General features: G+C 68.5%; 22 protein-coding genes. 15 read left to right on the forward strand and 7 right to left on the reverse strand.

The window, feature by feature from the left end; translation table 11 throughout:
• The first annotated feature begins 82 nt into the window (after positions 1 to 82).
• The 10 genes from ACTG4X_RS19090 (at position 83) to ACTG4X_RS19135 (ending at position 10,940) form a co-directional block, all read left to right on the forward strand.
• Entirely contained in the window at positions 83 to 1,393 is a 1,311-nt protein-coding gene (locus tag ACTG4X_RS19090; protein WP_093056954.1) for a GTP cyclohydrolase II, read from the forward strand.
• Positions 1,390 to 2,796: a URC4/urg3 family protein gene (locus tag ACTG4X_RS19095; protein ID WP_097199162.1), complete on the forward strand. Its 1,407-nt coding sequence runs from the start codon at positions 1,390 to 1,392 to the stop codon at positions 2,794 to 2,796. Before ACTG4X_RS19090 ends, ACTG4X_RS19095 begins: the two co-directional genes overlap by 4 nt.
• A 37-nt stretch (positions 2,797 to 2,833) precedes the next feature.
• Positions 2,834 to 3,463: a uracil phosphoribosyltransferase gene (gene upp, locus ACTG4X_RS19100; RefSeq protein WP_007837874.1), complete on the forward strand. Its 630-nt coding sequence runs from the start codon at positions 2,834 to 2,836 to the stop codon at positions 3,461 to 3,463.
• A gap of 80 nt (positions 3,464 to 3,543) precedes the next feature.
• Complete coding sequence (locus ACTG4X_RS19105) at positions 3,544 to 4,545, forward strand: BMP family protein (protein WP_440531637.1); 1,002 nt, start codon at positions 3,544 to 3,546, stop codon at positions 4,543 to 4,545.
• An 8-nt stretch (positions 4,546 to 4,553) separates the two neighbouring features.
• Entirely contained in the window at positions 4,554 to 5,501 is a 948-nt protein-coding gene (locus ACTG4X_RS19110; RefSeq protein WP_097199160.1) for a 5'-methylthioadenosine/S-adenosylhomocysteine nucleosidase, read from the forward strand.
• Positions 5,498 to 7,129 carry an ABC transporter ATP-binding protein gene (locus ACTG4X_RS19115; RefSeq protein WP_440531638.1) on the forward strand — a complete coding sequence of 544 codons (1,632 nt, stop codon included), beginning with the start codon at positions 5,498 to 5,500 and terminating at the stop codon, positions 7,127 to 7,129. The genes ACTG4X_RS19110 and ACTG4X_RS19115 overlap by 4 nt, the downstream gene beginning before the upstream one ends.
• Positions 7,129 to 8,193: an ABC transporter permease gene (locus tag ACTG4X_RS19120; protein WP_440534406.1), complete on the forward strand. Its 1,065-nt coding sequence runs from the start codon at positions 7,129 to 7,131 to the stop codon at positions 8,191 to 8,193. The genes ACTG4X_RS19115 and ACTG4X_RS19120 overlap by 1 nt, the downstream gene beginning before the upstream one ends.
• Positions 8,190 to 9,113: an ABC transporter permease gene (locus ACTG4X_RS19125; RefSeq protein WP_440531639.1), complete on the forward strand. Its 924-nt coding sequence runs from the start codon at positions 8,190 to 8,192 to the stop codon at positions 9,111 to 9,113. Before ACTG4X_RS19120 ends, ACTG4X_RS19125 begins: the two co-directional genes overlap by 4 nt.
• 2 nt (positions 9,114 to 9,115) lie before the next feature.
• Positions 9,116 to 9,589, forward strand: a complete 474-nt coding sequence (locus ACTG4X_RS19130) for a hypothetical protein (RefSeq protein WP_440534407.1) — start codon at positions 9,116 to 9,118, stop codon at positions 9,587 to 9,589.
• A 64-nt stretch (positions 9,590 to 9,653) separates the two neighbouring features.
• Entirely contained in the window at positions 9,654 to 10,940 is a 1,287-nt protein-coding gene (locus ACTG4X_RS19135) for an amidohydrolase family protein (protein WP_440531640.1), read from the forward strand.
• Positions 10,941 to 10,949: 9 nt separating this feature from the next.
• Here the strand turns inward: ACTG4X_RS19135 and ACTG4X_RS19140 are convergent, their stop codons facing one another.
• Both ACTG4X_RS19140 and ompR read right to left on the reverse strand, forming a co-directional pair.
• Complete coding sequence (locus ACTG4X_RS19140) at positions 10,950 to 12,254, reverse strand: ATP-binding protein (RefSeq protein ID WP_440531641.1); 1,305 nt, start codon at positions 12,252 to 12,254, stop codon at positions 10,950 to 10,952.
• A complete protein-coding gene (gene ompR / locus ACTG4X_RS19145; RefSeq protein WP_097199155.1) occupies positions 12,251 to 12,973 on the reverse strand; it encodes an osmolarity response regulator transcription factor OmpR in 723 nt (240 codons plus the stop codon). Before ompR ends, ACTG4X_RS19140 begins: the two co-directional genes overlap by 4 nt.
• A gap of 194 nt (positions 12,974 to 13,167) precedes the next feature.
• Between ompR and ACTG4X_RS19150 the strand changes: the two genes are divergently transcribed.
• From ACTG4X_RS19150 to ACTG4X_RS19165, 4 genes are read left to right on the forward strand one after another with little or no spacing between them, the layout of a single operon-like run.
• Entirely contained in the window at positions 13,168 to 13,614 is a 447-nt protein-coding gene (locus ACTG4X_RS19150; protein WP_307615125.1) for a hypothetical protein, read from the forward strand.
• Positions 13,615 to 13,631: 17 nt separating this feature from the next.
• Complete coding sequence (locus ACTG4X_RS19155; protein ID WP_093056963.1) at positions 13,632 to 13,922, forward strand: hypothetical protein; 291 nt, start codon at positions 13,632 to 13,634, stop codon at positions 13,920 to 13,922.
• Position 13,923: 1 nt separating this feature from the next.
• Positions 13,924 to 14,784 carry a sterol desaturase family protein gene (locus tag ACTG4X_RS19160; protein WP_093056964.1) on the forward strand — a complete coding sequence of 287 codons (861 nt, stop codon included), beginning with the start codon at positions 13,924 to 13,926 and terminating at the stop codon, positions 14,782 to 14,784.
• On the forward strand, positions 14,781 to 15,656 hold the full coding sequence (locus ACTG4X_RS19165; RefSeq protein WP_440531642.1) for an alpha/beta hydrolase: 876 nt from the start codon (positions 14,781 to 14,783) through the stop codon (positions 15,654 to 15,656). The genes ACTG4X_RS19160 and ACTG4X_RS19165 overlap by 4 nt, the downstream gene beginning before the upstream one ends.
• Here the strand turns inward: ACTG4X_RS19165 and ACTG4X_RS19170 are convergent.
• Positions 15,653 to 16,504 carry an NAD-dependent protein deacetylase gene (locus ACTG4X_RS19170; RefSeq protein WP_440531643.1) on the reverse strand — a complete coding sequence of 284 codons (852 nt, stop codon included), beginning with the start codon at positions 16,502 to 16,504 and terminating at the stop codon, positions 15,653 to 15,655. The two genes, ACTG4X_RS19165 and ACTG4X_RS19170, sit on opposite strands and share 4 nt — an antisense overlap.
• A gap of 114 nt (positions 16,505 to 16,618) precedes the next feature.
• Between ACTG4X_RS19170 and ACTG4X_RS19175 the strand changes: the two genes are divergently transcribed.
• Complete coding sequence (locus ACTG4X_RS19175; RefSeq protein ID WP_093056967.1) at positions 16,619 to 17,029, forward strand: GFA family protein; 411 nt, start codon at positions 16,619 to 16,621, stop codon at positions 17,027 to 17,029.
• An 11-nt stretch (positions 17,030 to 17,040) separates the two neighbouring features.
• Here ACTG4X_RS19175 and ACTG4X_RS19180 read toward each other — a convergent pair whose 3' ends face one another.
• Genes ACTG4X_RS19180 through cls form a run of 4 tightly spaced genes read right to left on the reverse strand, consistent with a single transcriptional unit; the run spans position 17,041 to position 21,141 of the window.
• Entirely contained in the window at positions 17,041 to 17,487 is a 447-nt protein-coding gene (locus ACTG4X_RS19180; RefSeq protein ID WP_440531644.1) for a DUF3574 domain-containing protein, read from the reverse strand.
• 21 nt (positions 17,488 to 17,508) lie between these two features.
• Positions 17,509 to 18,243, reverse strand: coding sequence for a CatB-related O-acetyltransferase (locus ACTG4X_RS19185; RefSeq protein ID WP_440531645.1), 735 nt, complete (start codon positions 18,241 to 18,243; stop codon positions 17,509 to 17,511).
• 12 nt (positions 18,244 to 18,255) lie between these two features.
• Positions 18,256 to 19,695, reverse strand: coding sequence for an exodeoxyribonuclease I (sbcB, locus tag ACTG4X_RS19190; protein ID WP_093056969.1), 1,440 nt, complete (start codon positions 19,693 to 19,695; stop codon positions 18,256 to 18,258).
• A complete protein-coding gene (cls, locus tag ACTG4X_RS19195; RefSeq protein WP_097199149.1) occupies positions 19,696 to 21,141 on the reverse strand; it encodes a cardiolipin synthase in 1,446 nt (481 codons plus the stop codon).
• Positions 21,142 to 21,317 lie beyond the last annotated feature (176 nt).

Here is a 21,317-nt window from a genome sequence, read left to right on the forward strand (position 1 = left end):
CGAAACGCGCTGCAACCAAGGGCGCGCCCTCGCTTGCCAGCCGCACAAGTGATCGGTACATTGCATTTTTTGAGGGCTACCAATGTCTGCAGACAGCACAACGATCCCTTCCACCCCGGGCGGTGTCACGCCCCTCCCCCCGCTTCATCCCTCGTCGTCGACCGGCCACATCCGGCTGACTTCGCACGCCGGCGGCTTCGGCGCGCTGCCCATTCACTGGGGCGCGGCCACTGCAACCGAGCGCGGACCGGTAGTCGGCACCACCACCAAGCGGGCGCATCGCAACGTGATCGGCACGCACAGCGGCTCCTACAGCGTGTACCGCGCGCTGGCAGTGGCGGCCGGGGCGCTCAAGCGCGAGCACAAGGCCGACCTCACCAACACCGCGCCCACCGACGTGATCGGGCCCTACCCGCAGTGGAGCGAGCCGGGGCGCATCGTGTCGCTGGACCCGTGGGGCGCGCTGGTGGCGGACGTGTTCTCCACCGAGCTGGCGGCGGGCTACGACATCCGCCCGACCATCGCGATCACCAAGGCGCACGTGATCCTGCCCGAGGTGATCGAGGCGCTGCAAAGCGGCCGCCTGAAGGCCGACGGCCATTTCCTCACCACCGGCGGCGCCGCGATGGTGACCAAGGCCGCCATCGAGCCCGTGTGGTACCTGCCCGAGGTGGCGCGCCGCTTCGGCTGCTCCGAGACCGACCTGCGCCGCACGCTCTTCGAGGAAACCGGCGGCATGTACCCCGAGCTGGTCACGCGCTCCGACCTCGAAGTGTTCCTGCCGCCCATCGGCGGGCAAACGCTCTACATCTTCGGCAACCCGCGCGACCTGGCCAACCCCGAAGTCGAGCTCACCGCGCGCATCCACGACGAGTGCAACGGCTCGGACGTGTTCGGCTCCGACATCTGCACCTGCCGGCCCTACCTGACGCATGCCATCGAGGAGTGCATCCAGGGCGCGCAGCGCGGCGGCGTCGGCCTCATCGCCTATTCGCGCAAGGAAGGCCGCGCGCTCGGCGAAGTCACCAAGTTCCTGGTCTACAACGCGCGCAAACGCCAGGTGGGCGGCGACACGGCCGACCAGTACTTCGCGCGCACCGAATGCGTGGCCGGCGTGCAGGACATGCGCTTCCAGGAGCTGATGCCCGACGTCTTCCACTGGCTGGGCATCAAGAAGATCCATCGGCTCGTGTCGATGAGCAACATGAAGTTCGACGCGATCACCGGCTCGGGCATCGAGATCGGCGAACGCGTGAACATTCCCGACGCGCTGATTCCGGCCGACGCCCGCGTCGAGATGGACGCCAAGATGGCCGCCGGCTATTTCACGCCCGGCCCGGTGCCGGACGCCGAGGAACTGAAGAAGGCCAAGGGCCGGGGATTGAGCGAATGAGCAACCGCAACAGCGACGACAAGAACATGCCCGTCGACGGCTCCGGCAGCCTGCCGCCGGGGGGCGCGGGCAAGGTCGATCCGTCCATCGAATTCACTGCCGACACCGCGCACCCGGCCGGCGCGGCCAGCCTGCTGCGCACCACCGCCGCCATCCGCCAGCGCGCAGGCGCCCTGCTGGCACGCGCGCGCCGGGGCGAATCGCAGTGGTTCCGCATCGGCAGCGACAACACGCTCGAAGACGCGGCGCGCACCGTCGCCGAGGTCACGCGCGAGCGCTATCCGTGGGACACCATCCCGTACCACAGCCGCTGGCGCCATTTCGAGGCCGGCGGCGTCAATCGCCTTGAAGAACTCGACGCATTGCTGGGCGAATGCGACGCCCGCCAGCGCGCCCGGGCCCACATCGACCTGGTGCTGGTGAGCGTGCTGCTCGACGCCGGCGCCGGCCCCGACTGGCACTACACCGAATCGGCCACCGGCGAGCGCTTCACGCGTTCCGAAGGGCTGGGCGTGGCGAGCTACCACGCGTTCATGAGCGGGCTTTTCTCGTCCGACCCAAACCATCCCTACCAGGCCGATGCGGCCGGCCTGCGCGGCCTGGTCACCGACCGGCTCGGCGACGCCTTCCAGGTCAGCGAGGTGAATCCGCTGGTCGGCCTGGCGGGCCGCACCACACTGCTGCGCCGGCTCGGAGAAGCCATGAGCGAGCAGCCCGAGACCTTCGGCGACGACGGCCGGCCCGGGGGCCTGTTCGACGCGCTGGTCGGCCCCTACGGCCCGGCCGCGCCGCCCACTGCGGAGATCACCGCGCACCAGATCCTCTCGCTGCTGCTCGAAACACTGTCGCGCATCTGGCCCTCGGCCAATGCCGTCGACAGCATCGCGGCCGACGGCAGCGACAGCGCGGGCGGCATCGGCTCCGGCGACCCGGCGCTGGCGCTGGGCGACTGCTGGCGCCACAGCGCGGTGCGCGGCCCCGGCCTCACCAACGGCTGGATGCCGTTTCACAAGCTCTCGCAGTGGCTCACGTATTCGCTGCTCGAACCCTTCGAATGGGCCGGCGTGAAGGTGCGCCACCTCGACGCGCTCACCGCCCTGCCCGAGTACCGCAACGGCGGCCTGCTGATCGACAGCGGGGTGATCGTGCCGAAGGACCCGGCGTTTCTCACCCGCCGCTGGAAGGCGAGCGACGAATTCATCGTCGAATGGCGCGCGCTCACCGTGGCGCTGCTCGACGAAGTGGCGCCGCGCGTGCGCAAGGTTCTCGACCGCACCGAGGAAGAGCTCCCGCTGGCCTGCGTGCTCGAAGGCGGCACCTGGGCCGCGGGCCGGGCGCTGGCACAACGCTTGCGTGACGGTGCTCCGCCTCTGCTGATCGAGAGCGACGGCACCGTCTTTTAGACTCCCGGGTTCAGCAGCAACGATAGAAAAAATTCCAATGAGCAACGTCCACCTCGTCAACCACCCCCTCGTCCAGCACAAGCTCACGCTGATGCGCCGCAAGGATGCGTCCACCAACAGCTTCCGCCGGCTCCTCAACGAAATCAGCATGCTGATGGCCTACGAGGTCACGCGCGACATGCCGATGCAGGACATCGAGGTCGAAACCCCGCTCGAGACCATGCAGGCCAAGGTCATCGACGGCAAGAAGCTGGTGCTGGTATCCATTCTTCGCGCCGGCACCGGCATCCTGGACGGCATGCTGACAGTGGTGCCCGGCGCCCGCGTCGGCCACATCGGCCTGTACCGCGACCCGAAGACGCTGACGGCTGTCGAGTACTACTTCAAGATGCCCGGCGAGATGGAGAACCGCGACGTGATCGTGGTCGACCCGATGCTGGCCACCGGCAACTCGGCCGTGGCCGCGGTCGAGCGCCTGAAGGAGCTCAACCCCAAGTCGATCAAGTTCGTCTGCCTGCTGACCTGCCCCGAAGGCGTGGCGACGATGCAGAAGGCCCACCCGGATGTGCCGATCTACACCGCCGCGATCGACCGCGAGTTGAACAGCCACGGCTACATCCTGCCGGGTCTGGGCGACGCAGGCGATCGCATCTTCGGCACCAAGTAACGCCCCGGCGTCCGATCGAAGGGCGCCGCGCTGCCCCCGGGCGGCGACAAGAAGATTTCCATACCTCGAGGAGAAGCACCGTGACAGCACGCCGCCAGTTGATCATCCGTTCCGTCGCCATTGCCACAGCACTTGCGGCCGGCGCGCCCGGCCTTGCGCTCGCGCAGGCCAAGCTGAAGGTGGCGGCGGTGTACACCGTGCCGTTCGAGCAGCAATGGGTGGGCCGCATCCACAAGGCGCTGAAGGCGGCCGAGGCGCGCGGCGAGATCGAATACAAGGCCACCGAGAACGTCAGCAACGCCGACTACGAACGCGTGATGCGCGAGTACGCCACGGCCGGCAACCAGCTGATCCTGGGCGAGGTCTTCGGCGTGGAAGCTGCGGCACGCAAGGTCGCGAAAGACTTTCCGAAGGTCGCCTTCCTGATGGGCTCGTCGCTCAAGCCGCAGGCGCCCAACTTCAGCGTGTTCGACAACTACATCCAGGAGCCGGCCTACCTGAGCGGCATGGTGGCCGGCGGCATGACGAAGAGCAATCGCATCGGCATGGTCGGCGGCTTCCCGATTCCGGAGGTCAACCGGCTGATGAACGCGTTCATGGCCGGCGCGAAGGAAACGAATCCGAAGGTCGAGTTCAGCGTGAGCTTCATCAACAGCTGGTTCGACCCGCCGAAGGCCAAGGAAGCGGCCTTCGCCATGATCGACAAGGGCGCGGACGTGATGTACGCCGAGCGCTTCGGCGTCTCTGACGCAGCCAAGGAAAAGGGCAAGCTCGCCATCGGCAACGTGATCGACACCCAGAGCCAGTACCCCGACACGGTGGTCGCCTCGGCCCTGTGGAATTTCGAGCCCGCGGCCGACCGCGCGATCAAGCTCGTGAAGGAAGGCAAGTTCGCGGCCGAAGACTACGGCGTGTACGCGCAGATGAAGCACAAGGGTTCAGAGCTGGCGCCACTGGGCACCTTCGAGAAGAAGGTGCCTGCCGACATCGTCGCCAAGGTGAAAGCCAAGCAGGCGGACATCCTCTCGGGCAAGTTCACGGTGAAGGTGGACGACGCGCAACCGAAGTCCACCGCAAAGTGAGCGCACCGATGAAGATCCGCTGGGTTTCCCTTCTCGCGGCCGGCGTGCTGGCCCTTGGCCTCGCGGGCTGCGTCGGCGTCTACAAGGGCACTGGCGTCAGCATCAACAGCAGCACGCGCCTCGACGACACGCCGCGCATCGCGGTGCTGTCGGCCTTCGAGCCCGAGCTCAAGCTGTTGCTCACGCGCCTGCAAGGCCCGGCGAAGCACAGCGTGAACGGCGTGGAGTTCACCACCGGCACGCTCGAAGGCAAGCCCGTGGTGCTGTTCCTGTCGGGCATCAGCATGACGAACGCGACGATGAACACGCAGCTCGTGCTCAATCGCTTCCGCGTGACGAACATCGTGTTCAGCGGCATCGCGGGTGGCGTGAATCCGTCTCTGCATGTGGGCGACGTCACGGTGCCGGCGCAATGGGGCCAGTACCTCGAAGTGCTGATGGCGCGCGAAACCGCGCCCGGCAAGTACGCCGCGCCACCCTTCATCACCGACGCCACGCTGCCCAACTTCGGCATGATGTTCCCGCGCCCGGTGGAGGTGCGCTCGGCCGCGCGTCCGGAGATCCAGCGCAAGTTCTGGTTCGAGGCCGATCCGAAGATGCTCGAGGTGGCACGCAGCATCCGCAACGTCGACCTGGCCAACTGCAGCGCCGGCAAGTGCCTGCCGCGCAAGCCCCAACTGGTAGTTGGCGGCAACGGCGTCTCGGGCCAGGCCTTCATGGACAACAAGGCCTACCGCGAATACACCTACAAGACCTTCCAGGCCAACGTGCTCGACATGGAAACCGCGGCCGTGGGCATGGTCGCCTACAGCAACGGCGTGCCGTACATCGCCTTCCGCTCGCTCAGCGACCTCGCAGGCGGCGGCGACGGCGAGAACGAGATGGGCACCTTCATGGGCATCGCGGCGGACAACTCCGCCAAGGTCATGCTGGCTTTCCTGGCTGCGTGGAAGTGACCCAGTCTTCTCTCCCTCCCACGGAGGGAGGAAGCGACGCCACCGTCCTGCGCCTCCAGGGCATCACCAAGCGCTTCGGCAGCCTCGTCGCCAACGACGCCATTTCCCTCGACCTGCAGGCCGGCGAAGTGCTGGCGCTGCTCGGCGAGAACGGCGCGGGCAAGTCGACGCTGATGTCGATTCTGTTCGGCCACTACGTCGCCGACGAAGGCAGCATCGAAGTCTTCGGCGCACCGCTGCCGCCAGGCAACCCCAAGGCCGCGCTCACTGCCGGCGTGGGCATGGTGCACCAGCACTTCACGCTGGCCGACAACCTCAGCGTGCTCGACAACGTGATGATGGGCACCGAGCCGCTGTGGCGCCCGGTGTCGCGCCGCGCGGCCGCACGCGCCCGGCTTCTCGGCGTGGCCCAGCGCTTCGGCCTGCCGGTGCAGCCTGACGCGCAGATCGGCAGCCTGTCGGTCGGCGAGCGCCAGCGGGTGGAAATTCTCAAGGCGCTGTATCGCGGCGCGCGCATCCTGATCCTCGACGAGCCGACCGCCGTGCTGACGCCACAGGAAAGCGAGGCACTGTTCGCCACGCTCGCGCAGATGGTGGCACAAGGGCTGTCGGTGATCTTCATCAGCCACAAGCTCGGCGAGGTGCTGCGCGTGTCGCATCGCATCGCAGTGCTGCGCGGCGGCAAGCTCGTGGCCGAAGCGCGCACGGCCGATACCACGCAGGCGCAGCTGGCGCTGTGGATGGTCGGGCATGCGGTCGATGCGCCGCAGCGGCGGCCAGCCAAGTCGGTGGGCGATGCCGTCTGCGTTCTCGACCACGTGAGCACCGCGTCAGACAAGAACGGCGGGCAAGACCGGCTGCGCGAGGTGTCGCTGACGCTGCGCGCCGGCGAGATCACCGCCATCGCCGGTGTTTCCGGCAACGGGCAGGTGGCGCTGGCCGAGCTGCTGTGCGGCACGCGCCGCGCCACGTCTGGCACGGCTCAACTGATGGGCCGCGCCTTGCCGCCCTCGCCCGCCCGGCTGGTGCAGCGCGGTGTCGCGCGCATTCCGGAAGACCGGCATGCCGTCGGCGTGGTCGGCGACCTGCCGGTGTGGGAGAACGCTGTGTCGGAGCGCCTGCGCAGCCCGGTGTTCTCGCGCTGGTCGTGGATCGTGAAGCGCGCGGCCGCCCGCCTGCATGCGCGACGCATCGAAAAGGCATTCGACGTGCGCGGCGCCGGCCTGATGGCGCCGGCCCGTTCGCTCTCCGGCGGGAACATGCAGAAACTGATTCTGGGCCGCGCCCTGCTGGCGCCCGAGCAGCCCGAAGCGGCCAAGGGCGACGACAACAAGAAGTACCCGAACCGCGCGCCGCGCCTGATCGTCGCGCACCAGCCGACCTGGGGTCTCGACATCGGCGCGGTGGCCTATGTGCAGCAGCAGCTCATTGCCGCGCGCGATGCTGGCGCGGCGGTGCTGGTGATTTCCGACGATCTCGACGAAGTGCTCGCGCTCGGCGACCGCGTGGCCGTGATGCACGGCGGCCATCTGGGCGAAGCCCGCCCGGCCGCGGCCTGGACACGCGAAGCCATCGGGCTGGCCATGGCCGGCGCGACGGCTGCCCACGCCAAGGGAGCCACGCCATGATGCGGCTCGAACGGCGCCACGAAACCTCGCGCACGGCGCTGGTGCTTGCGCCCATCGGTGCGGTCGTCTTCACCATGGCAGTCAGCGCGCTGCTCGTGCTGTGGGCCGGTGCGCCGGTCGGCCGCACCTACGCGCTGCTGCTGCAGGGCGGCTTCGGCTCGGTGTTCGCATGGAGCGAGACGCTGACCCGCGCGATCCCGCTGATCCTCACCGGGCTGGCCGCCACGGTCGCCTTCAAGGCGCGGCTCTTCAACATCGGCGCCGAGGGGCAGCTCTATGCCGGCGCGCTGGCGGCCGTCGCCGTGGGCGGCATGCATGGCGGCACGGGCTTCGAGCTGTCGCCGTGGCTGCTGTTCCCGCTGATGATGCTGGCCGCCGCCGTGGCGGGTGCGCTGATGCTGCTGGGTCCGGCGCTGATGAAGAACAAGCTCGGCGTGGACGAAGTCGTCACCACGCTGCTGATCAACTTCATCGTGCTGCTGGGCGTGTCGGCGCTGCTCGACGGGCCGATGAAAGACCCCAGCGCCATGGGCTGGCCACAGAGCGTGTCGCTGCAGTCCGATCTCGAACTCGGCAAGCTCATCGCGCAGACGCGCGTGCACACCGGGCTGCTATGGGCCGTATCGCTCGCGGTGATGGTGTGGGCGGTCTTCAAGTACACGGTGCTGGGCTTCGACATCCGTGCCGTGGGTGCGAATGCGCGTGCCGCGGCCTTCGCTGGCGTGCCGGTGACGCGCACCGTGGTGATGGTGGCGCTGCTCTCGGGCGCGCTGGCCGGGCTGGCGGGCGCGATCGAGGTGGCGGGCCGCACGAGCTACGTCACGCTCGACATGTCGCCGGGCTATGGCTACACGGGCATCGTGATTGCGATGCTGGCAGGGCTGCATCCGCTGGGCGTGATTGCGGCTGCCGTGTTCGTTGCGGGCGTGCTGGTCGGTGCCGACACCATGAGCCGCGCGGTCGGCGTGCCCACGTACATCGCCGACGTGATCGTCGCCGCATCGCTGATCGCGGTGCTGGTGGCGACATTGCTGACGCAATACCGGGTGCGGATGAAGAAATGACGGACTTCCTCGACATCCTCGCCAACCCCGCCTTCTGGGTCGCGGTGCTGCGCATCGCCACGCCGCTGATTCTGGGCACGCTCGGCGTGCTGCTGTGCGAGCGCGCGGGCGTGCTCAACCTCGGCATCGAAGGGATCATGGTCGCGGGCGCCTTCACCGGCTGGCTCGCGGTGTATGCGGGCGCGCCACTGTGGATGGGCGTGGGCGTGGCTGCGCTCACGGGCATGGTGTTCGGGCTGCTGCATGCCTTTCTGACCGTCGGGCTTGCGCTGTCGCAGCATGTGTCGGGGCTGGGCATCACGCTGCTTGCCACCGCGCTCAGCTACTTCGGCTACCGCGTGAGCTTTCCGAAAGTGAGCTCGCCACCGACCATCACGCCGTTTGCACCGATGGACTGGCTGCCGGTGCCGATCCTGAATGCGCAGACCGCGCTCACGCTGTTCGCGCTGCTGCTGGTGCCCGTGGTGGGCTGGGTGCTGTACCGCACGCCGCTCGGCCTCGCGCTGCGCATGGTCGGCGAGAACCCTCAGGCGGCCGAGAGCCAGGGCGTGTCGGTCGCGGCAACGCGCACCGGCGCCATCGTCGCGGGCTCCGCGCTGATGGGCGTGGCGGGCTCGTTCCTCACGTTGTCGGCCTTCAACGCCTTCTTCTTCAACATGGTGAACGGCCGCGGCTGGATCTGCGTGGCACTGGTGGTGTTCGCTTCGTGGCGGCCGGGCAAGGCGCTGATCGGCGCGCTGCTGTTCGCATTCTTCGACGCGCTGCAGCTGCGGCTGCAACAATCGGGCGATGCAGTGCTGCCTTACCAGCTGTACCTGATGCTGCCCTACCTGCTGTCGATCCTGGCGCTGGTGCTGGTGGCTCGCAAGGCGAGCTATCCGCAGGCGCTGATGAAACCGTACCGCAAGGGGGAACGCTGATGATGACCACCCGGACCGCCACCGCCGCGCGAGGCGCCCTGCTCGCGGCGCTGCTGGCGCTGCTGGCGCTGGGCGGCAACGGTGCGCATGCACTTGGCATGAACTACGGCTACGAGGCCTTCAGCACCGCCGACGCCGTGACCTGGGTGCAGATGTGCGGCACCTGGGGCAAGGACCACCAGGGCACCTACCGGGTGGTGCACGCCGAGCAGTACGCCCAGTCCTTCCTCTACGTGCAATGGATGACGCGCGACGCCAACGGCAGCCTGCGCGCCGAGCACACGGTGGCGATCGCCGAGCTCGACAACGACCATGCGGAAATCTCGCTGTCCGACCTCACCTGCCGCGCCACGCCGCGCGGCATCGTGGTGACGGCCAAGGCCGACTCGGGGCACGACGAGAAGCTGCGCCGCGTGACCATCGAGGTCGGGCCTGCGCCGGGGCAGTACCGGTACCGGGCGCAGAGCACGCGCTGAAGCGGCTCTCCGGCGGCGCTCAAAGCGGCCGAAAATACCGTTCAACCGATCACAGGGTCCCACGATGCTCGACCTCCTCATCACCAACGCCACCCTCCCTGACGGCCGCACCGGCATGTCGATTGCCGTCGAGGGCGGCCGTATCGCCGAAGTGACCGACGGCCTCGTCGCCCCGGCGCGCGAAACGCTCGATGCGCAAGGCCTGCTGCTCGCCCCCCACTTCGTCGACCCGCATTTCCACATGGACGCCACGCTCAGCTACGGCCTGCCGCGCGTCAATGAAAGCGGCACGCTGCTCGAAGGCATTGCGCTGTGGGGCGAGCTGAAGCCGCTGCTCACGGCCGATGCGTTGATCGAACGCGCGCTGGCCTACTGCGACTGGGCCGTGGCCAAGGGACTGCTGGCCGTGCGCTCCCATGTGGACACCAGCGACCCGAGCCTGCTGGCGGTCGACGCGCTGCTCGAGGTCAAGCGCCAGGTGGCGCCCTACCTCGATCTGCAGTTGGTCGCCTTTCCGCAGGACGGCGTGTTGCGCTCCCCGGGCGGCATCGAGAACCTGGAGCGCGCGCTCGACAAGGGCGTGGACGTGGTCGGCGGCATTCCGCATTTCGAGCGCACCATGGCCGATGGCGCGGCCAGCGTGAAGCTGCTGTGCGAAATCGCAGCCGGGCGGGGCAAGCTGGTCGACATGCATTGCGACGAGTCCGACGACCCGCTCTCGCGCCACATCGAGACGCTGGCCTTCGAGGCGCAGCGCCTCGGCATGCAAGGCCGAGTGACGGGCTCGCACTGCACATCGATGCACTCGATGGACAACTACTACGTGAGCAAGCTGCTGCCGCTGATCGCGCAGAGCGGCGTGGCCGTCATCGCAAACCCGCTCATCAACATCACGCTGCAGGGCCGCCACGACACCTACCCCAAACGCCGCGGCATGACGCGCGTGCCCGAGCTGATGGCCGCCGGCGTGAACGTGGCCTTCGGCCACGACTGCGTGATGGACCCGTGGTACGGCATGGGCTCGGGCGACATGCTCGAAGTGGCGCACATGGGCCTGCACGTGGCGCAGATGACCAGCCAGGCCGGCATCCGCCAGTGCTTCGAGGCGGTGACGACGAATGCGGCGCGCGTGATGCACCTGCAGGGTTACGGCATCGAGGCGGGCTGCGACGCGAGCTTCGTGCTGCTGCAGGCGCGCGATCCGGTCGAGGCGATCCGCCTGCGCGCCACGCGACTCAAGGTGTTCCGCAAGGGGCGCTTGGTGGCCGAAACGCCTGCTGCCACTGCGAGCCTGCACCTCACGGGACGCGACGCCGCAACGAGCTGGATGGCACCGAAGCGCGCCGGCTGAACGAGGCCGTCAGCCCGGCGGCAACGGCAGCCGCAGGCGTGCATGCAGGCCCTCGCCCGCGGGTGTCTCCAGTTCGAGCCGACCGCCATGCGCCTGCGCGATGCGCTGCACGATGGCCAGGCCGAGCCCCGCACCTGCCGTCCCGCCGCGATCCGCATTGCCACGGCGGAACGCCTGCTTGAGAGCATCCGCCTCGGCCGGGTCGATGCCGTCGCCGTGGTCGGCGACTTCGACAATCGCCTCCTGCCCTACCACGCGCGTCGACAGCGTGACCGGCGCCCGGCCGTGGCGCCAGGCGTTCTCGATCAGGTTGCCGATGGCGCGCTGCATGGCCTGCTGGCGCAGCGGCAGCGTGGGCGCGCCGCCCAGCTGCAGCGCCATGGGCCGGCCATGGTCGGCGCTGGCCGCGCCCAGCGCCCGGGCCATGTCGTCGAGCGATGTCGGCACCGGCAGCTCGTCACCGTCGCCGCGCGCAAAGTCGAGGAACTGGCCGACGATGGCGTCCATTTCTTCCACGCTGCGCGTCATGCTGCTCACGAGCTCGGGCTCCATGCGGTCGCGCAATATTTCCACGCCCAGGCGCAGCTTGGTGAGCGGCGTGCGCAGGTCGTGCGAGATGCCGGCCAACATCAGGGCGCGCTCGCGCTCGGTCTGGCGCAGGCTGCCAACCAGTTGATTGAAGCTGCGGCTCACGGTCGCGACTTCGGTGGGACCGTCTTCGGGCAGCGGCATGGGCTCGCGGCCCGCCGCCAGCGTGTGCGCGGCCTCCACCACGCGCACCAGCGGCCGGTTGAGCCGGCGCTGGAACCAAAGCGCACCCGCCAGCGCGAGCAACGCGCTGCCTACAGATACCGCCACCAGCGCACCCGTGAATTCGCGCGCGGGCAAGAGGCCGGGCATCACGACCCAGTGATCGCTTCCATCGAGCGTGAGCCGCAGCGCCAGGCCGCCGTCGGGCTCGCGGCGCCACACGGCCTCCACGCCCTGGCTCGCGATGCGCGCCGACACCGAGCGCACGAAGCCGCGCTCCAGCGGAGTGAGCAGCACGCGCGGGCCGCGCGCCTTGTCGGCGCGGCCAGCCGTCGCCTGCTGGTTGAACCCGTCCACGAATGCCGGCCGCTGGGCCGGCGGCAGTGCCAGCATGCCCGCGCGGATGGCTGCCACGTTGCGCGCCACGCTCTCGGCAATCTGGTCGAGCCGTGGCTTGATGACCATCTCGCGCAACAGCAACCCGCCGCCAATCTGGCCCAGCGCGATGAGCAGCACGAGCAGCAGCGCGTTGCGCCCGAACAGGCTGCGTGGAAAGAGCTTCATGGCACGAACAGGTAACCCACGCCCCAGACCGTGCGGATGTGGCGCGGTTGCGCGGAATCGGCCTCGATGAGCTTGCGCAGGCGCATGACCTGCACGTCGATGCTGCGGTCGGTGGCCTCGTGCTCGCGGCCGTGGGCCAGTTCGATCAGGCGCTCGCGGCCCAACGGCCGGTTGGCGTTGAGCGCCAGCGCCTGGAGCAGCGAAAACTCACCGGTGGTCAGGGGGATGTCTTCTTTCGCGCCCTCCACCTCGCGCTCGAGGCGTCGCTCGCCAAGGTGCAGCGTGAAGGTGCCGAAGCGCACGCTTTCCTGCACCGGCGCCGGCCCGGTGTGCGCGCCCAGCATGCGCTGGCGCCGCACCAGCGCCTGAATGCGTGCCAGCAACTCGCGCGGGTTAAAGGGCTTCGGCAGGTAGTCGTCGGCGCCCATCTCGAGGCCGACGATGCGGTCGACCGGGTCGCCGCGCGCAGTCAGCATCAGGATGGGAATGGTCTCGCCCTGTGCGCGCAGCCGGCGGCACACAGCCAGTCCGTCTTCGCCGGGCATCATGACGTCGAGCACCAGCACGTCGAAGCGCTCGCGCGCGAGCAGCTTGTCGAGCGGCTGGGCGCTCTCGACGGTGCGCACGGCATAGCCCTGGTCGCCGAGGTAGCGCTGCAGCAGCGCGCGCAGGTCGGCTTCGTCGTCGGCAATCAGGATGCGGGCCAGCGCTTCGGTCATGCGGCGAATCGTAACGGCGGCTGCCTTGCCCGGTCGCGCGGGAATTCATGACAAACGATGACAGAGCCCCGGACGGGCGCTCACGGATTGTCATGAACGCACCGCGCTGCGCCATGGCTGGCTCACATCTCGCGGCCACAGTCGCTTTCACGGCTTCGCGAGGTGCGCAGCCGGCACCGCAAGGAGTCTTGAACATGAAGCGCGTTCTTTCCCTGTCCACTTCCGCCGCGCTGGCCGGCGTGCTGCTGGCGGCGGCCTTCACGGCCACCCAAGCTGGCGCGGCCAGCCGGCATGTCGTGCGGCCCAACGCCGCGGGTGGCACCACCGCCACGAACATGCGCGCGGTACGCGGGCCCGGCGGAGGCTATGCAGCCCGCGCCGGCACGACCTCGGTCAACCCCGACGGCTCGGCCAGCCACCGCAGTGGCTTCGCTGCAGCCGGCACGCGCGGCAGCGCAGAAAGCAGCGGCAGCGCGAGCCGCGACGCATCGGGCAACGTGACCCAGAGCCGCAGCACCACCGCCACCAGCGCCGCCACCGGCAACAGCGTGCAGAGCAGCACGAGCTACAACAGCGCCACCGGCCTGACGCACAGCGCCACCTGCTACAGCGCGGCCGGCGCGGTCATTCCCTGCCGTTGATGCAAGGGAGCGTGCCCATGACAACCCGCCACGTCCTGCCGCTGCTGCTCGCAGCCGTGTCCTTTGCCGCCTGCGCCCAGGCGCCCGATGCCGGCCGCGCCGAACAGATGCGCGCCGAGCTGCACAAGCGCTTCGGCGCCGCCGACACCAACGTCGACGGCCGTCTCACACGCGACGAAGCACGCGGCAAGATGCCGTGGGTCTACCGCAACTTCGACGCCATCGACAGCGCTCACGCAGGCTCGGTGACGATGGCGCAGATCGAGGCCTATGCCGTGACCCAGCAACGCAGCAGCCGGCAGAAATAGCATGTCCTTCGACCTGATCCGCGAATCGATGGGGCCGGGCATCGCGCTGTGGCTGACCGGCCTGCTCGTCTTCGTGCTGGCCGCAGCCACGCTCGAAGGCCTGGTGCAGAGCTTCGTGCGGCGCCAGGCCTACGACTGGCGCGCCTACGGCGCCTCGCTGGCCGACGCGGTAGGCCGGCGCGCGGTCGATGCGCTGGGCCTGTCGATTGCCGCGCCGGTGCTGGCCTGGGCGCACGCGCACCGGGTCGACACCATTTCACTGTCGACGCCCGCGGCCTTCGCACTGCTCTTCGTAGGGCAGGAGTTCTGCTACTACTGGTATCACCGCGCGGCGCACCGCGTGCGCTGGTTCTGGGCCACGCACGCGGTGCACCACTCGCCCAACGAGCTCACGCTGGCTGCCGCGCTGCGCCTGGGCTGGACGGGCAAGCTCACCGGCACGGCCCTGTTCTTCGCGCCGCTGGTGTGGCTGGGCTTTCCGCCGCTGGCGGTGGTGGCCACGCTGGCGGCCAACCTGCTCTACCAGTTCTGGCTGCACGCGCCGTGGATGCCGCGCCTGGGGCCGCTCGAATGGGTACTGAACACGCCGACGCACCACAAGGTGCATCACGCGTCGAACCCGGAATACCTCGACCGCAACTACGGCGGCGTGCTGATCGTGTTCGACCGGATGTTCGGCACCTTCGCTGCCGAACGCAAGGACGTGACACTGCGCTACGGCCTCACCACGCCGCTGCGCACCCACAACCCGTTGCGCATCGCCTTCCACGAGTGGGTGAACCTGGGCCGCGACCTCTGGAAGGCCGACGGCTGGCGCGCGAAAATCTCGACCCTCTTCGGTCCTCCGGGAGCTTCGTCATGACACATTTGCTGCGGATTTGCGCGGCCTGGCTGGGCATGCTGCTCTTCTTTCCGGCGATGGCACAGCAAGTTGGCGCGCCGGTCGCCGCCAGCGGCGTGCAACGGCTTGCCGACGTGCCCTACGGCCCCGATGCACGCCAGCGCATGGACGTCTATCTGCCACCGAACGCACGCAACGCCCTGGTGCTCGTGATGGTCCACGGCGGCGCGTGGATGTTCGGCAACAAGGCAGCCGCCTCGGTGGTCGACGTGAAGATCGAGCACTGGGTGCGCGACCAGGGCTTCATCCTGGTGTCGGTGGGCTACCGCTTCGTGCCGCAGGTCGACGTGATGCAGCAGGCCCAGGACGTGGCGCGCGCGGTGGCCACTGCGCAGGCAAGCGCGCCTTCGTGGGGCGGCGATGCGGGCCGCTTCGTGCTCATGGGCCATTCGGCCGGCGCGCACCTTGTTGCGCTGATCAGTGCATCGCCCGGCATCGCGCGGCAGCAAGGCGCACGCCCGTGGCTCGGCACCGTGGCACTCGACAGCGCGGCGCTGGACACTGCGGCACTGATGCGACGTCGCCACATGCCCTTCTACGACCGCGTGTTCGGCGACGACCCCGCCTACTGGCGCACCGTATCGCCCACCGACACTCTTGCGCCTGGTGCACCACCGATGCTGCTGGTGTGCTCGACCCAGCGGCGCGATGGCTCGTGCACGCAGGCGAATCAGTTCGCGACTCGGGTCACGGCAATTGGTGGCCGCGCGGAGGTAGTGACTGAAGACCTCACGCACGCGCAGATCGACGGTGAACTGGGCCTGCCCGGTGCCTACACGGCGTCGGTGGACGCGTTCATCCGGTCACTGCGCAAGGCGCCGGGCGAACGCTAGGCCACGCGATCCGGCTGCGGCTCGGGCGCCAGTTGCTGCGCAAGCGCCTCCAGCGCCTCGCCCACCGGCCGTTCGACCTTCAGCGAGAGCAGCGCATCGGCCCGTGTGCGCCCCAGGTTCACCGCCGCCACGGGCTTGCCCGCCGCGGCGGCCGCTTGCACGAAGCGAAAGCCCGAATACACCATCAGCGACGAACCGGCCACGAGCACCGCGTCGGCTTCTTCCAGCGCCGCGAAGGCGGCCGTGACGCGCTCCTTCGGCACGCTTTCGCCGAAGAACACGACGTCGGGCTTGAGCAGGCCACCGCAGTGCGTGCACGCGGGCACGTCGAAGGCGGAGAAATCATGGCCCTGGAGATCGGCGTCGCCGTCTGGCGCGGCACGGGCTTCGAGTTCGGCCCAACTCGGATTGCGCTGCCTCAATTCGAGTTGCAGCGCCGCGCGCGGCGTGCGCCGCTCGCAGACCATGCAGCGCACGGTGTCGATGCGCCCGTGCAGGTCGATGGCGCCGCGGCTGCCGGCCGCTTCGTGCAAGCCATCGACGTTCTGCGTGAGCAGCAAGCCCACGCGGCCCGCCGCCTCCAGCCGCGCCAGCGCGCGATGCGCCGCACCCGGACGGGCGCCGGCCATGGTCGGCCAGCCGATCAGGCTGCGCGCCCAGTAGCGCTGTCGCGTGGACTCCTCGCCCATGAAGGCCTGGTAGGTGACGGGCGACGGGCGCTTCCATTCGCCCTCGACGTCCCGGTAGTCGGGAATGCCCGATTCGGTGCTGCACCCCGCGCCGGTGAGCACGAAGAGCTTGCGGTGGCGGGTGGCGAAGTCGGCGAGCGCGGTGGAATTGGCGTCCATCCGGGGAGCATACGTGGCCGCGCCAGAGGCTGCGCGGCCGGGGAAATAGCCAGCCATTGCGCCCGCAGGCCGCTCTTCCTACGATGCCCACTTCCCCCGAAAAAAGGAATTCGCATGCAAGTACAAGGCGCCTGTCACTGCGGCCAGATCACCTTCGAAGCCGACCTCGATCCGGAGAAGGTTTCGCTGTGCAATTGCAGCGACTGCCAGGTGCTGTCGGGCTCCGCCTACCGCGTGTCGGTGCCTGTGCCGGCCTCCAGCTTCCGGCTGCTGACCGGCACGCCGAAGACCTACGTGAAGACGGCAGACAGCGGCGCGCGGCGACGACACGGCTTCTGCGCGAACTGCGGCTCGCCAATCTGGGCCGCCGCGGACAGCGACACACCGCCAAGCTATGCGCTGCGCGTGGGAGCACTGGCGCAGCGCGCATTGCTGCCCCCGCGTCGCCGTATCTGGTGCCGCTCCGCGCTGGCGTGGTCGGAAGACCTGAGTGGGCTGCCGGCCATCGACGGACAACCCTCCTGAGCGCGGCAGCCTCAGAAGCGGACGCAGACGGATTGCCGCTCCTGCAGCACCGCCTCTTGCGCGAAGCGCTGGCGGTAAGTGCCGATGATGCTGGCGATGGCGGCGTCGTCCTTGTCGCTGCGCGGATGCAGCAGCACCACCAGCTTGGAGCGCTCGCGCACCACGTCGCCCGACACGCCGCGCCACTGGCCGGCGGCATCGATCACCGTCAGGCCCTGCGGAAAAGCCGGCGTCATGGTGGTGTCGAGAAAGCCCGTCCACTCGGCATCCGACACCTGGCCGCCCGAGGGAATGGCCCGGCCGAAATAGAGCGTGTCGCGCTCGAAGGTCTCGAAGCTGCTCCCGCAGGCTTTCGCCGCACCAGGCGCCGATGGCAAGGCGCTGCATCCGGCGAGCACCGCGGCCATCGCGACGGCTGCCAGCGCGGTGCGGACAAGGGGCGAAATACCTGTAGTCATGCGAAATACCTCCATGCGTGATCAACCCGGCAGAAAGACCAGCGGCGCAGGCTGGCCCTCGGCGGGCGGCGTACCGTGGTCGAGCAGGCGCCAGCCGGGATTCCAGCGCGACAGACGACCTTCTGCAACGGCGGCCTCCAGTGTCGACTGGGCTTTTTCAGGATGCTGCCAATCGAGCGCCAACGTGCGCAAGTCCCAGTCCCACCAGGGGCAGGCCTGGATACGTTCGATGAGCGCATCGGGAAAACGCTGGCGGATCACCCTGGCCGGCACGCCGCCAACGACGGTGAAAGGCGCCACATCGCGGGTCACCACAGCGCCCGCTCCGATCACTGCGCCGTCGCCGACGGTGATGCCGCTCTTGAGGCTCACCCTGGAGCCAATCCACACGTCATTGCCGATCACGACTGGAGAGTGCGACGGGAACTGACCGACTGACTGGTGCCGGTAGGGCTCCGGAAAATTCGGCGCATAGGCCAGCATGTGCGTCGTGAGCCAGCCGGCGGGATGATCCGACAGGGTCTGCACACCGTCGCCGATCGAGCAATAGCGCCCCATGCGCACGTCCACGAGCAGCGCACCGGGCGAGATGCTCGAATACGCGCCCACGGAGCACCCGCCGTGCATCTGCACGGCATGCCACACGCGCACCGGTGTCTCGAAGCGGAATGGCGTTGGCAGCAGCGAGCCTTCCGACAGGAACAGCCCGTAGCTTTCGAGCCCCTTCGACAGTTCAGCGTTGATCGAGAGGCTCATGGGCGACGCGGATCAAGCCTCGGGCGCGATGGCCTCGGCGTATTCGTAGAGCGCGCCGAGGATTTCCTCGCCACGCTCGTCGGCGTTCTCGGACAGCGCATCGACCTCGCTGAACAACATCTCGATGGTGCGCGCCCCGCCCTCGCCCTTGAAGAGCTTTGCCACGCGCAAGGCTTCCCAGCGTTCGGCCTCGTCCTCATTGAGCAGTTCGGGCCAGTTGCGTGCGCGGTAGCGGAACAGGATCTCGTCGAGCCGTCCGTCGTCGAAGCCGGTGCGGTCTTTGGCCAGCTCCTCGGGCGACAGGCCGCGCAGCTGGTTCAGCCGTCGGCGGTCGGCGTTGCCGACGAAGCCGCCGTAGAGGTCTTCATCGACGTCAGGCGTTGCCTCCTTTGGCCGGGCATACACCTGCGACCAGATGGCGCTCATGTCGGGCAGGTCGCGTGCGATGGCGGCATGCCGCATGGCCGTGTCGAGGTCGACGCCCCAGCGCTCGGCCATGGCCGGCGCCAGCGTGCGCAGGTTGCCGACCACCATCGGCGACTTGTTCAGGTGCACGCCCTTCACGGGCAGCCGCACCACGCCTTCGGGCAGGTCGGCCGTGCGGGTGAACAGGCGCAGCCGCAGCGTGTCGACGTCGATGTCGCGCAGCTCGCTCGGGTCATACGCAAGGTCCCAGGCGAGCAGCTCGTTCTTGTTGGTCGGATGGCTGGCCAGCGGCCACATCACGGCCAGGCAGCCGCGCTCGACCGGGAACATGCCCGAGACATGCAGGAAGGGCTTCGCGGTTTCGCGCATCGCGGGCAGGCCGAGTTCGCTGGCGACACGGTCCTTCTTGTGCAGGCCGAATGCGAAGTCGAACAGCTTGGGCTGCTTGTCGCGGATCAGGCGTGCCAGTGCGATGGTGGCGCGCACGTCGGAGAGCGCATCGTGCGCCGACTCGTGCAGCAGGCCGTTGGCGCGCGCCAGGTCTTCGAGCTTGAAGCTGGGCTTGCCGTCTTCCTTCTTCGGCCACTCGATGCCGTCGGGGCGCAGCGCGTACGTCAGGCGCACCACGTCGAGCAGGTCCCAGCGGCCGCAGTCGTTCTGCCATTCGCGCGCATAGGGGTCGATCAGGTTGCGCCAGAACAGGAAGCGCGTGACCTCGTCGTCGAAGCGAATGGTGTTGTAGCCGACGCCGATCGTGCCGGGCTGCGAGAAGGCGCGCTCGATGTGCGCGGCGAATTCATGCTCGGGGATGCCGCGCTCCAGGCACACCTGCGGCGTGATGCCGGTGATCAGGCAGGCCTCGGGGCTGGGCAGGTAGTCCGGCGCGGGCTTGCAATAAATCATCAGCGGCTCGCCGACTTCGTTGAGCTCGGCGTCGGTGCGGATGGCGGCGAACTGAGAGGGACGATCGCGACGCGGCACTGCGCCGAAGGTTTCGTAGTCGTGCCAGAGAAAGGTGTGGTTCATTCAGAGCAAGGGTGAAAACAAGCGCGCAATGGCGTCGCCGAGGCGGCGCCAGAAACTCTGGTGCCGGTTGCCGCGCACCGCGCCGGAACTCTGCAGGTCGGTCTCGAACTGCGCCGCCAGCGGCCGGGCGAGTTCCGGACCATAAACCACCGCACACACCTCGAAGTTGAGGCGGAAGCTGCGGTTGTCGAAATTCGCGGTGCCGATCATCGCGCAATGGTCGTCGACCACCAAGGTCTTGGAATGCAGCATGCGCGCCTTGTACTCCCAGACCTTCACGCCGGCGGCGATGAGCTCGTCGAAGTACGAGCGCGCGGCGGCGCTCACGATGGCCGAATCGCTGCGGCGCGGCACCAGCAGACGCACGTCGACGCCACGCAGCGCGGCACTGGTGAGCGCCATCAGCGCCGGCTCGCCGGGCACGAAGTACGGCGTGGTGAGCCAGGCGCGATGCGTGGCCGAGTGAATGGCCTCGACGTGCATTCGGTGAATGGCTTCCATCGCGTTGTCGGGGCCGCTGGTGACGATCTGCACGGGAATGTCGCCGGCTTCCAGCTGCGGCAGCATGGCGTTCAGGGTGTCGTCCATGCCGCGCGGGTCTTCGCCGGTGGCGTAGGTCCAGTCTTCGAGGAAGGTGGTCTGCAGCCAGCGCACCGCGCTGCCTTCGATGCGCAGGTGCACATCGTGGTAGGCGTCGGGGTTGGTGCGCTTGTCTTCCTCGTCGGTGATGTTCACGCCGCCCGTGAAGCCGATGCGACCATCGCACACAACGATCTTGCGGTGTGTGCGGTAGTTGGTCACCGGGCGCAGGCGGCGGCCGATCTTGGTGTCGTGGAACAGCGCGACCTTCACGCCCGCCTCAAGCATCGGCGCCATGAAATTGCGGCCGATGCGCTTGGAGCCCAGTGCGTCGATCAGCAGCCGCACCGCCACGCCCTGCTTCGCGCGCTCGATCAGCAGGTCGCGCAAGGCAGTGCCGATCTTGTCAGGCTCGAAGATGTAGTACTCGAGGTGGATGTGGTTCTGCGCGGCGCGCACGGCCTCGAAGATTGCGTCGAAAGTGCGCGCGCCGCCCGAGAGCAACTCGACATCAACGGCGCTCGACACTGGCAGCCCACAGGTCGCGGTGCCCAGTTTGGCCATCTGCTGCAGCGCCGGTGGGGCGTTCTGCGCCGCATCGCGCAGCCGCGCCACGTCGGCCTGGGCGGAGGCGCCGGCGCGGCTGCGCAGGCGCTTGAGCCGCTGTTTTCGCAGGCGCTGCGGCCCGAGAAAGTAGTAGATGACGAAGCCCGCGAACGGCAGCAGCGCCAGCGACAGGATCCAGCTCATCGTGGACACCGGCGCGCGCTTCTGCATCACGATCCAGATCGACAACACCGCGATGTAGCCGCTCCACGCCAGGGAGAGGCCGGTTTTCCATTCGTGGCTGAGTTCGGGGAGGATCAAGGCGAGGAGGCTTCGTGATTTCGGCGGCCCAAAGAAAAAGGCCGGCAGCGTGATGGTAAAGCGAGCTGGTATTTCGTGAGATTTCGCTAGCTTGCTTTCATCGCGTTTTCATTGGGGGATACCCGGCGAGGCCATTGAATTTACTACTCGCCTTCTTACTTGTTCTTAGCCCTCTC

Source organism: Variovorax sp. YR566 (assembly GCF_051992195.1).
Lineage (GTDB): Bacteria > Pseudomonadota > Gammaproteobacteria > Burkholderiales > Burkholderiaceae_C > Variovorax.

Coding starts and splice junctions, on each gene's coding strand:
- ACTG4X_RS19110 (WP_097199160.1), top strand. CDS start 4,554: ATGAAGATCCGCTGGGTTTCCCTTCTCGCGGCCGGCGTGCTGGCCCTT.
- ACTG4X_RS19090 (WP_093056954.1), top strand. CDS start 83: ATGTCTGCAGACAGCACAACGATCCCTTCCACCCCGGGCGGTGTCACG.
- ACTG4X_RS19130 (WP_440534407.1), top strand. CDS start 9,116: ATGACCACCCGGACCGCCACCGCCGCGCGAGGCGCCCTGCTCGCGGCG.
- ACTG4X_RS19140 (WP_440531641.1), bottom strand. CDS start 12,254: ATGAAGCTCTTTCCACGCAGCCTGTTCGGGCGCAACGCGCTGCTGCTC.
- ACTG4X_RS19135 (WP_440531640.1), top strand. CDS start 9,654: ATGCTCGACCTCCTCATCACCAACGCCACCCTCCCTGACGGCCGCACC.
- upp (WP_007837874.1), top strand. CDS start 2,834: ATGAGCAACGTCCACCTCGTCAACCACCCCCTCGTCCAGCACAAGCTC.
- ACTG4X_RS19155 (WP_093056963.1), top strand. CDS start 13,632: ATGACAACCCGCCACGTCCTGCCGCTGCTGCTCGCAGCCGTGTCCTTT.
- ACTG4X_RS19180 (WP_440531644.1), bottom strand. CDS start 17,487: ATGACTACAGGTATTTCGCCCCTTGTCCGCACCGCGCTGGCAGCCGTC.
- ompR (WP_097199155.1), bottom strand. CDS start 12,973: ATGACCGAAGCGCTGGCCCGCATCCTGATTGCCGACGACGAAGCCGAC.
- ACTG4X_RS19185 (WP_440531645.1), bottom strand. CDS start 18,243: ATGAGCCTCTCGATCAACGCTGAACTGTCGAAGGGGCTCGAAAGCTAC.
- ACTG4X_RS19125 (WP_440531639.1), top strand. CDS start 8,190: ATGACGGACTTCCTCGACATCCTCGCCAACCCCGCCTTCTGGGTCGCG.
- ACTG4X_RS19175 (WP_093056967.1), top strand. CDS start 16,619: ATGCAAGTACAAGGCGCCTGTCACTGCGGCCAGATCACCTTCGAAGCC.
- ACTG4X_RS19120 (WP_440534406.1), top strand. CDS start 7,129: ATGCGGCTCGAACGGCGCCACGAAACCTCGCGCACGGCGCTGGTGCTT.
- ACTG4X_RS19170 (WP_440531643.1), bottom strand. CDS start 16,504: ATGGACGCCAATTCCACCGCGCTCGCCGACTTCGCCACCCGCCACCGC.
- sbcB (WP_093056969.1), bottom strand. CDS start 19,695: ATGAACCACACCTTTCTCTGGCACGACTACGAAACCTTCGGCGCAGTG.
- ACTG4X_RS19160 (WP_093056964.1), top strand. CDS start 13,924: ATGTCCTTCGACCTGATCCGCGAATCGATGGGGCCGGGCATCGCGCTG.
- ACTG4X_RS19165 (WP_440531642.1), top strand. CDS start 14,781: ATGACACATTTGCTGCGGATTTGCGCGGCCTGGCTGGGCATGCTGCTC.
- ACTG4X_RS19095 (WP_097199162.1), top strand. CDS start 1,390: ATGAGCAACCGCAACAGCGACGACAAGAACATGCCCGTCGACGGCTCC.
- ACTG4X_RS19150 (WP_307615125.1), top strand. CDS start 13,168: ATGAAGCGCGTTCTTTCCCTGTCCACTTCCGCCGCGCTGGCCGGCGTG.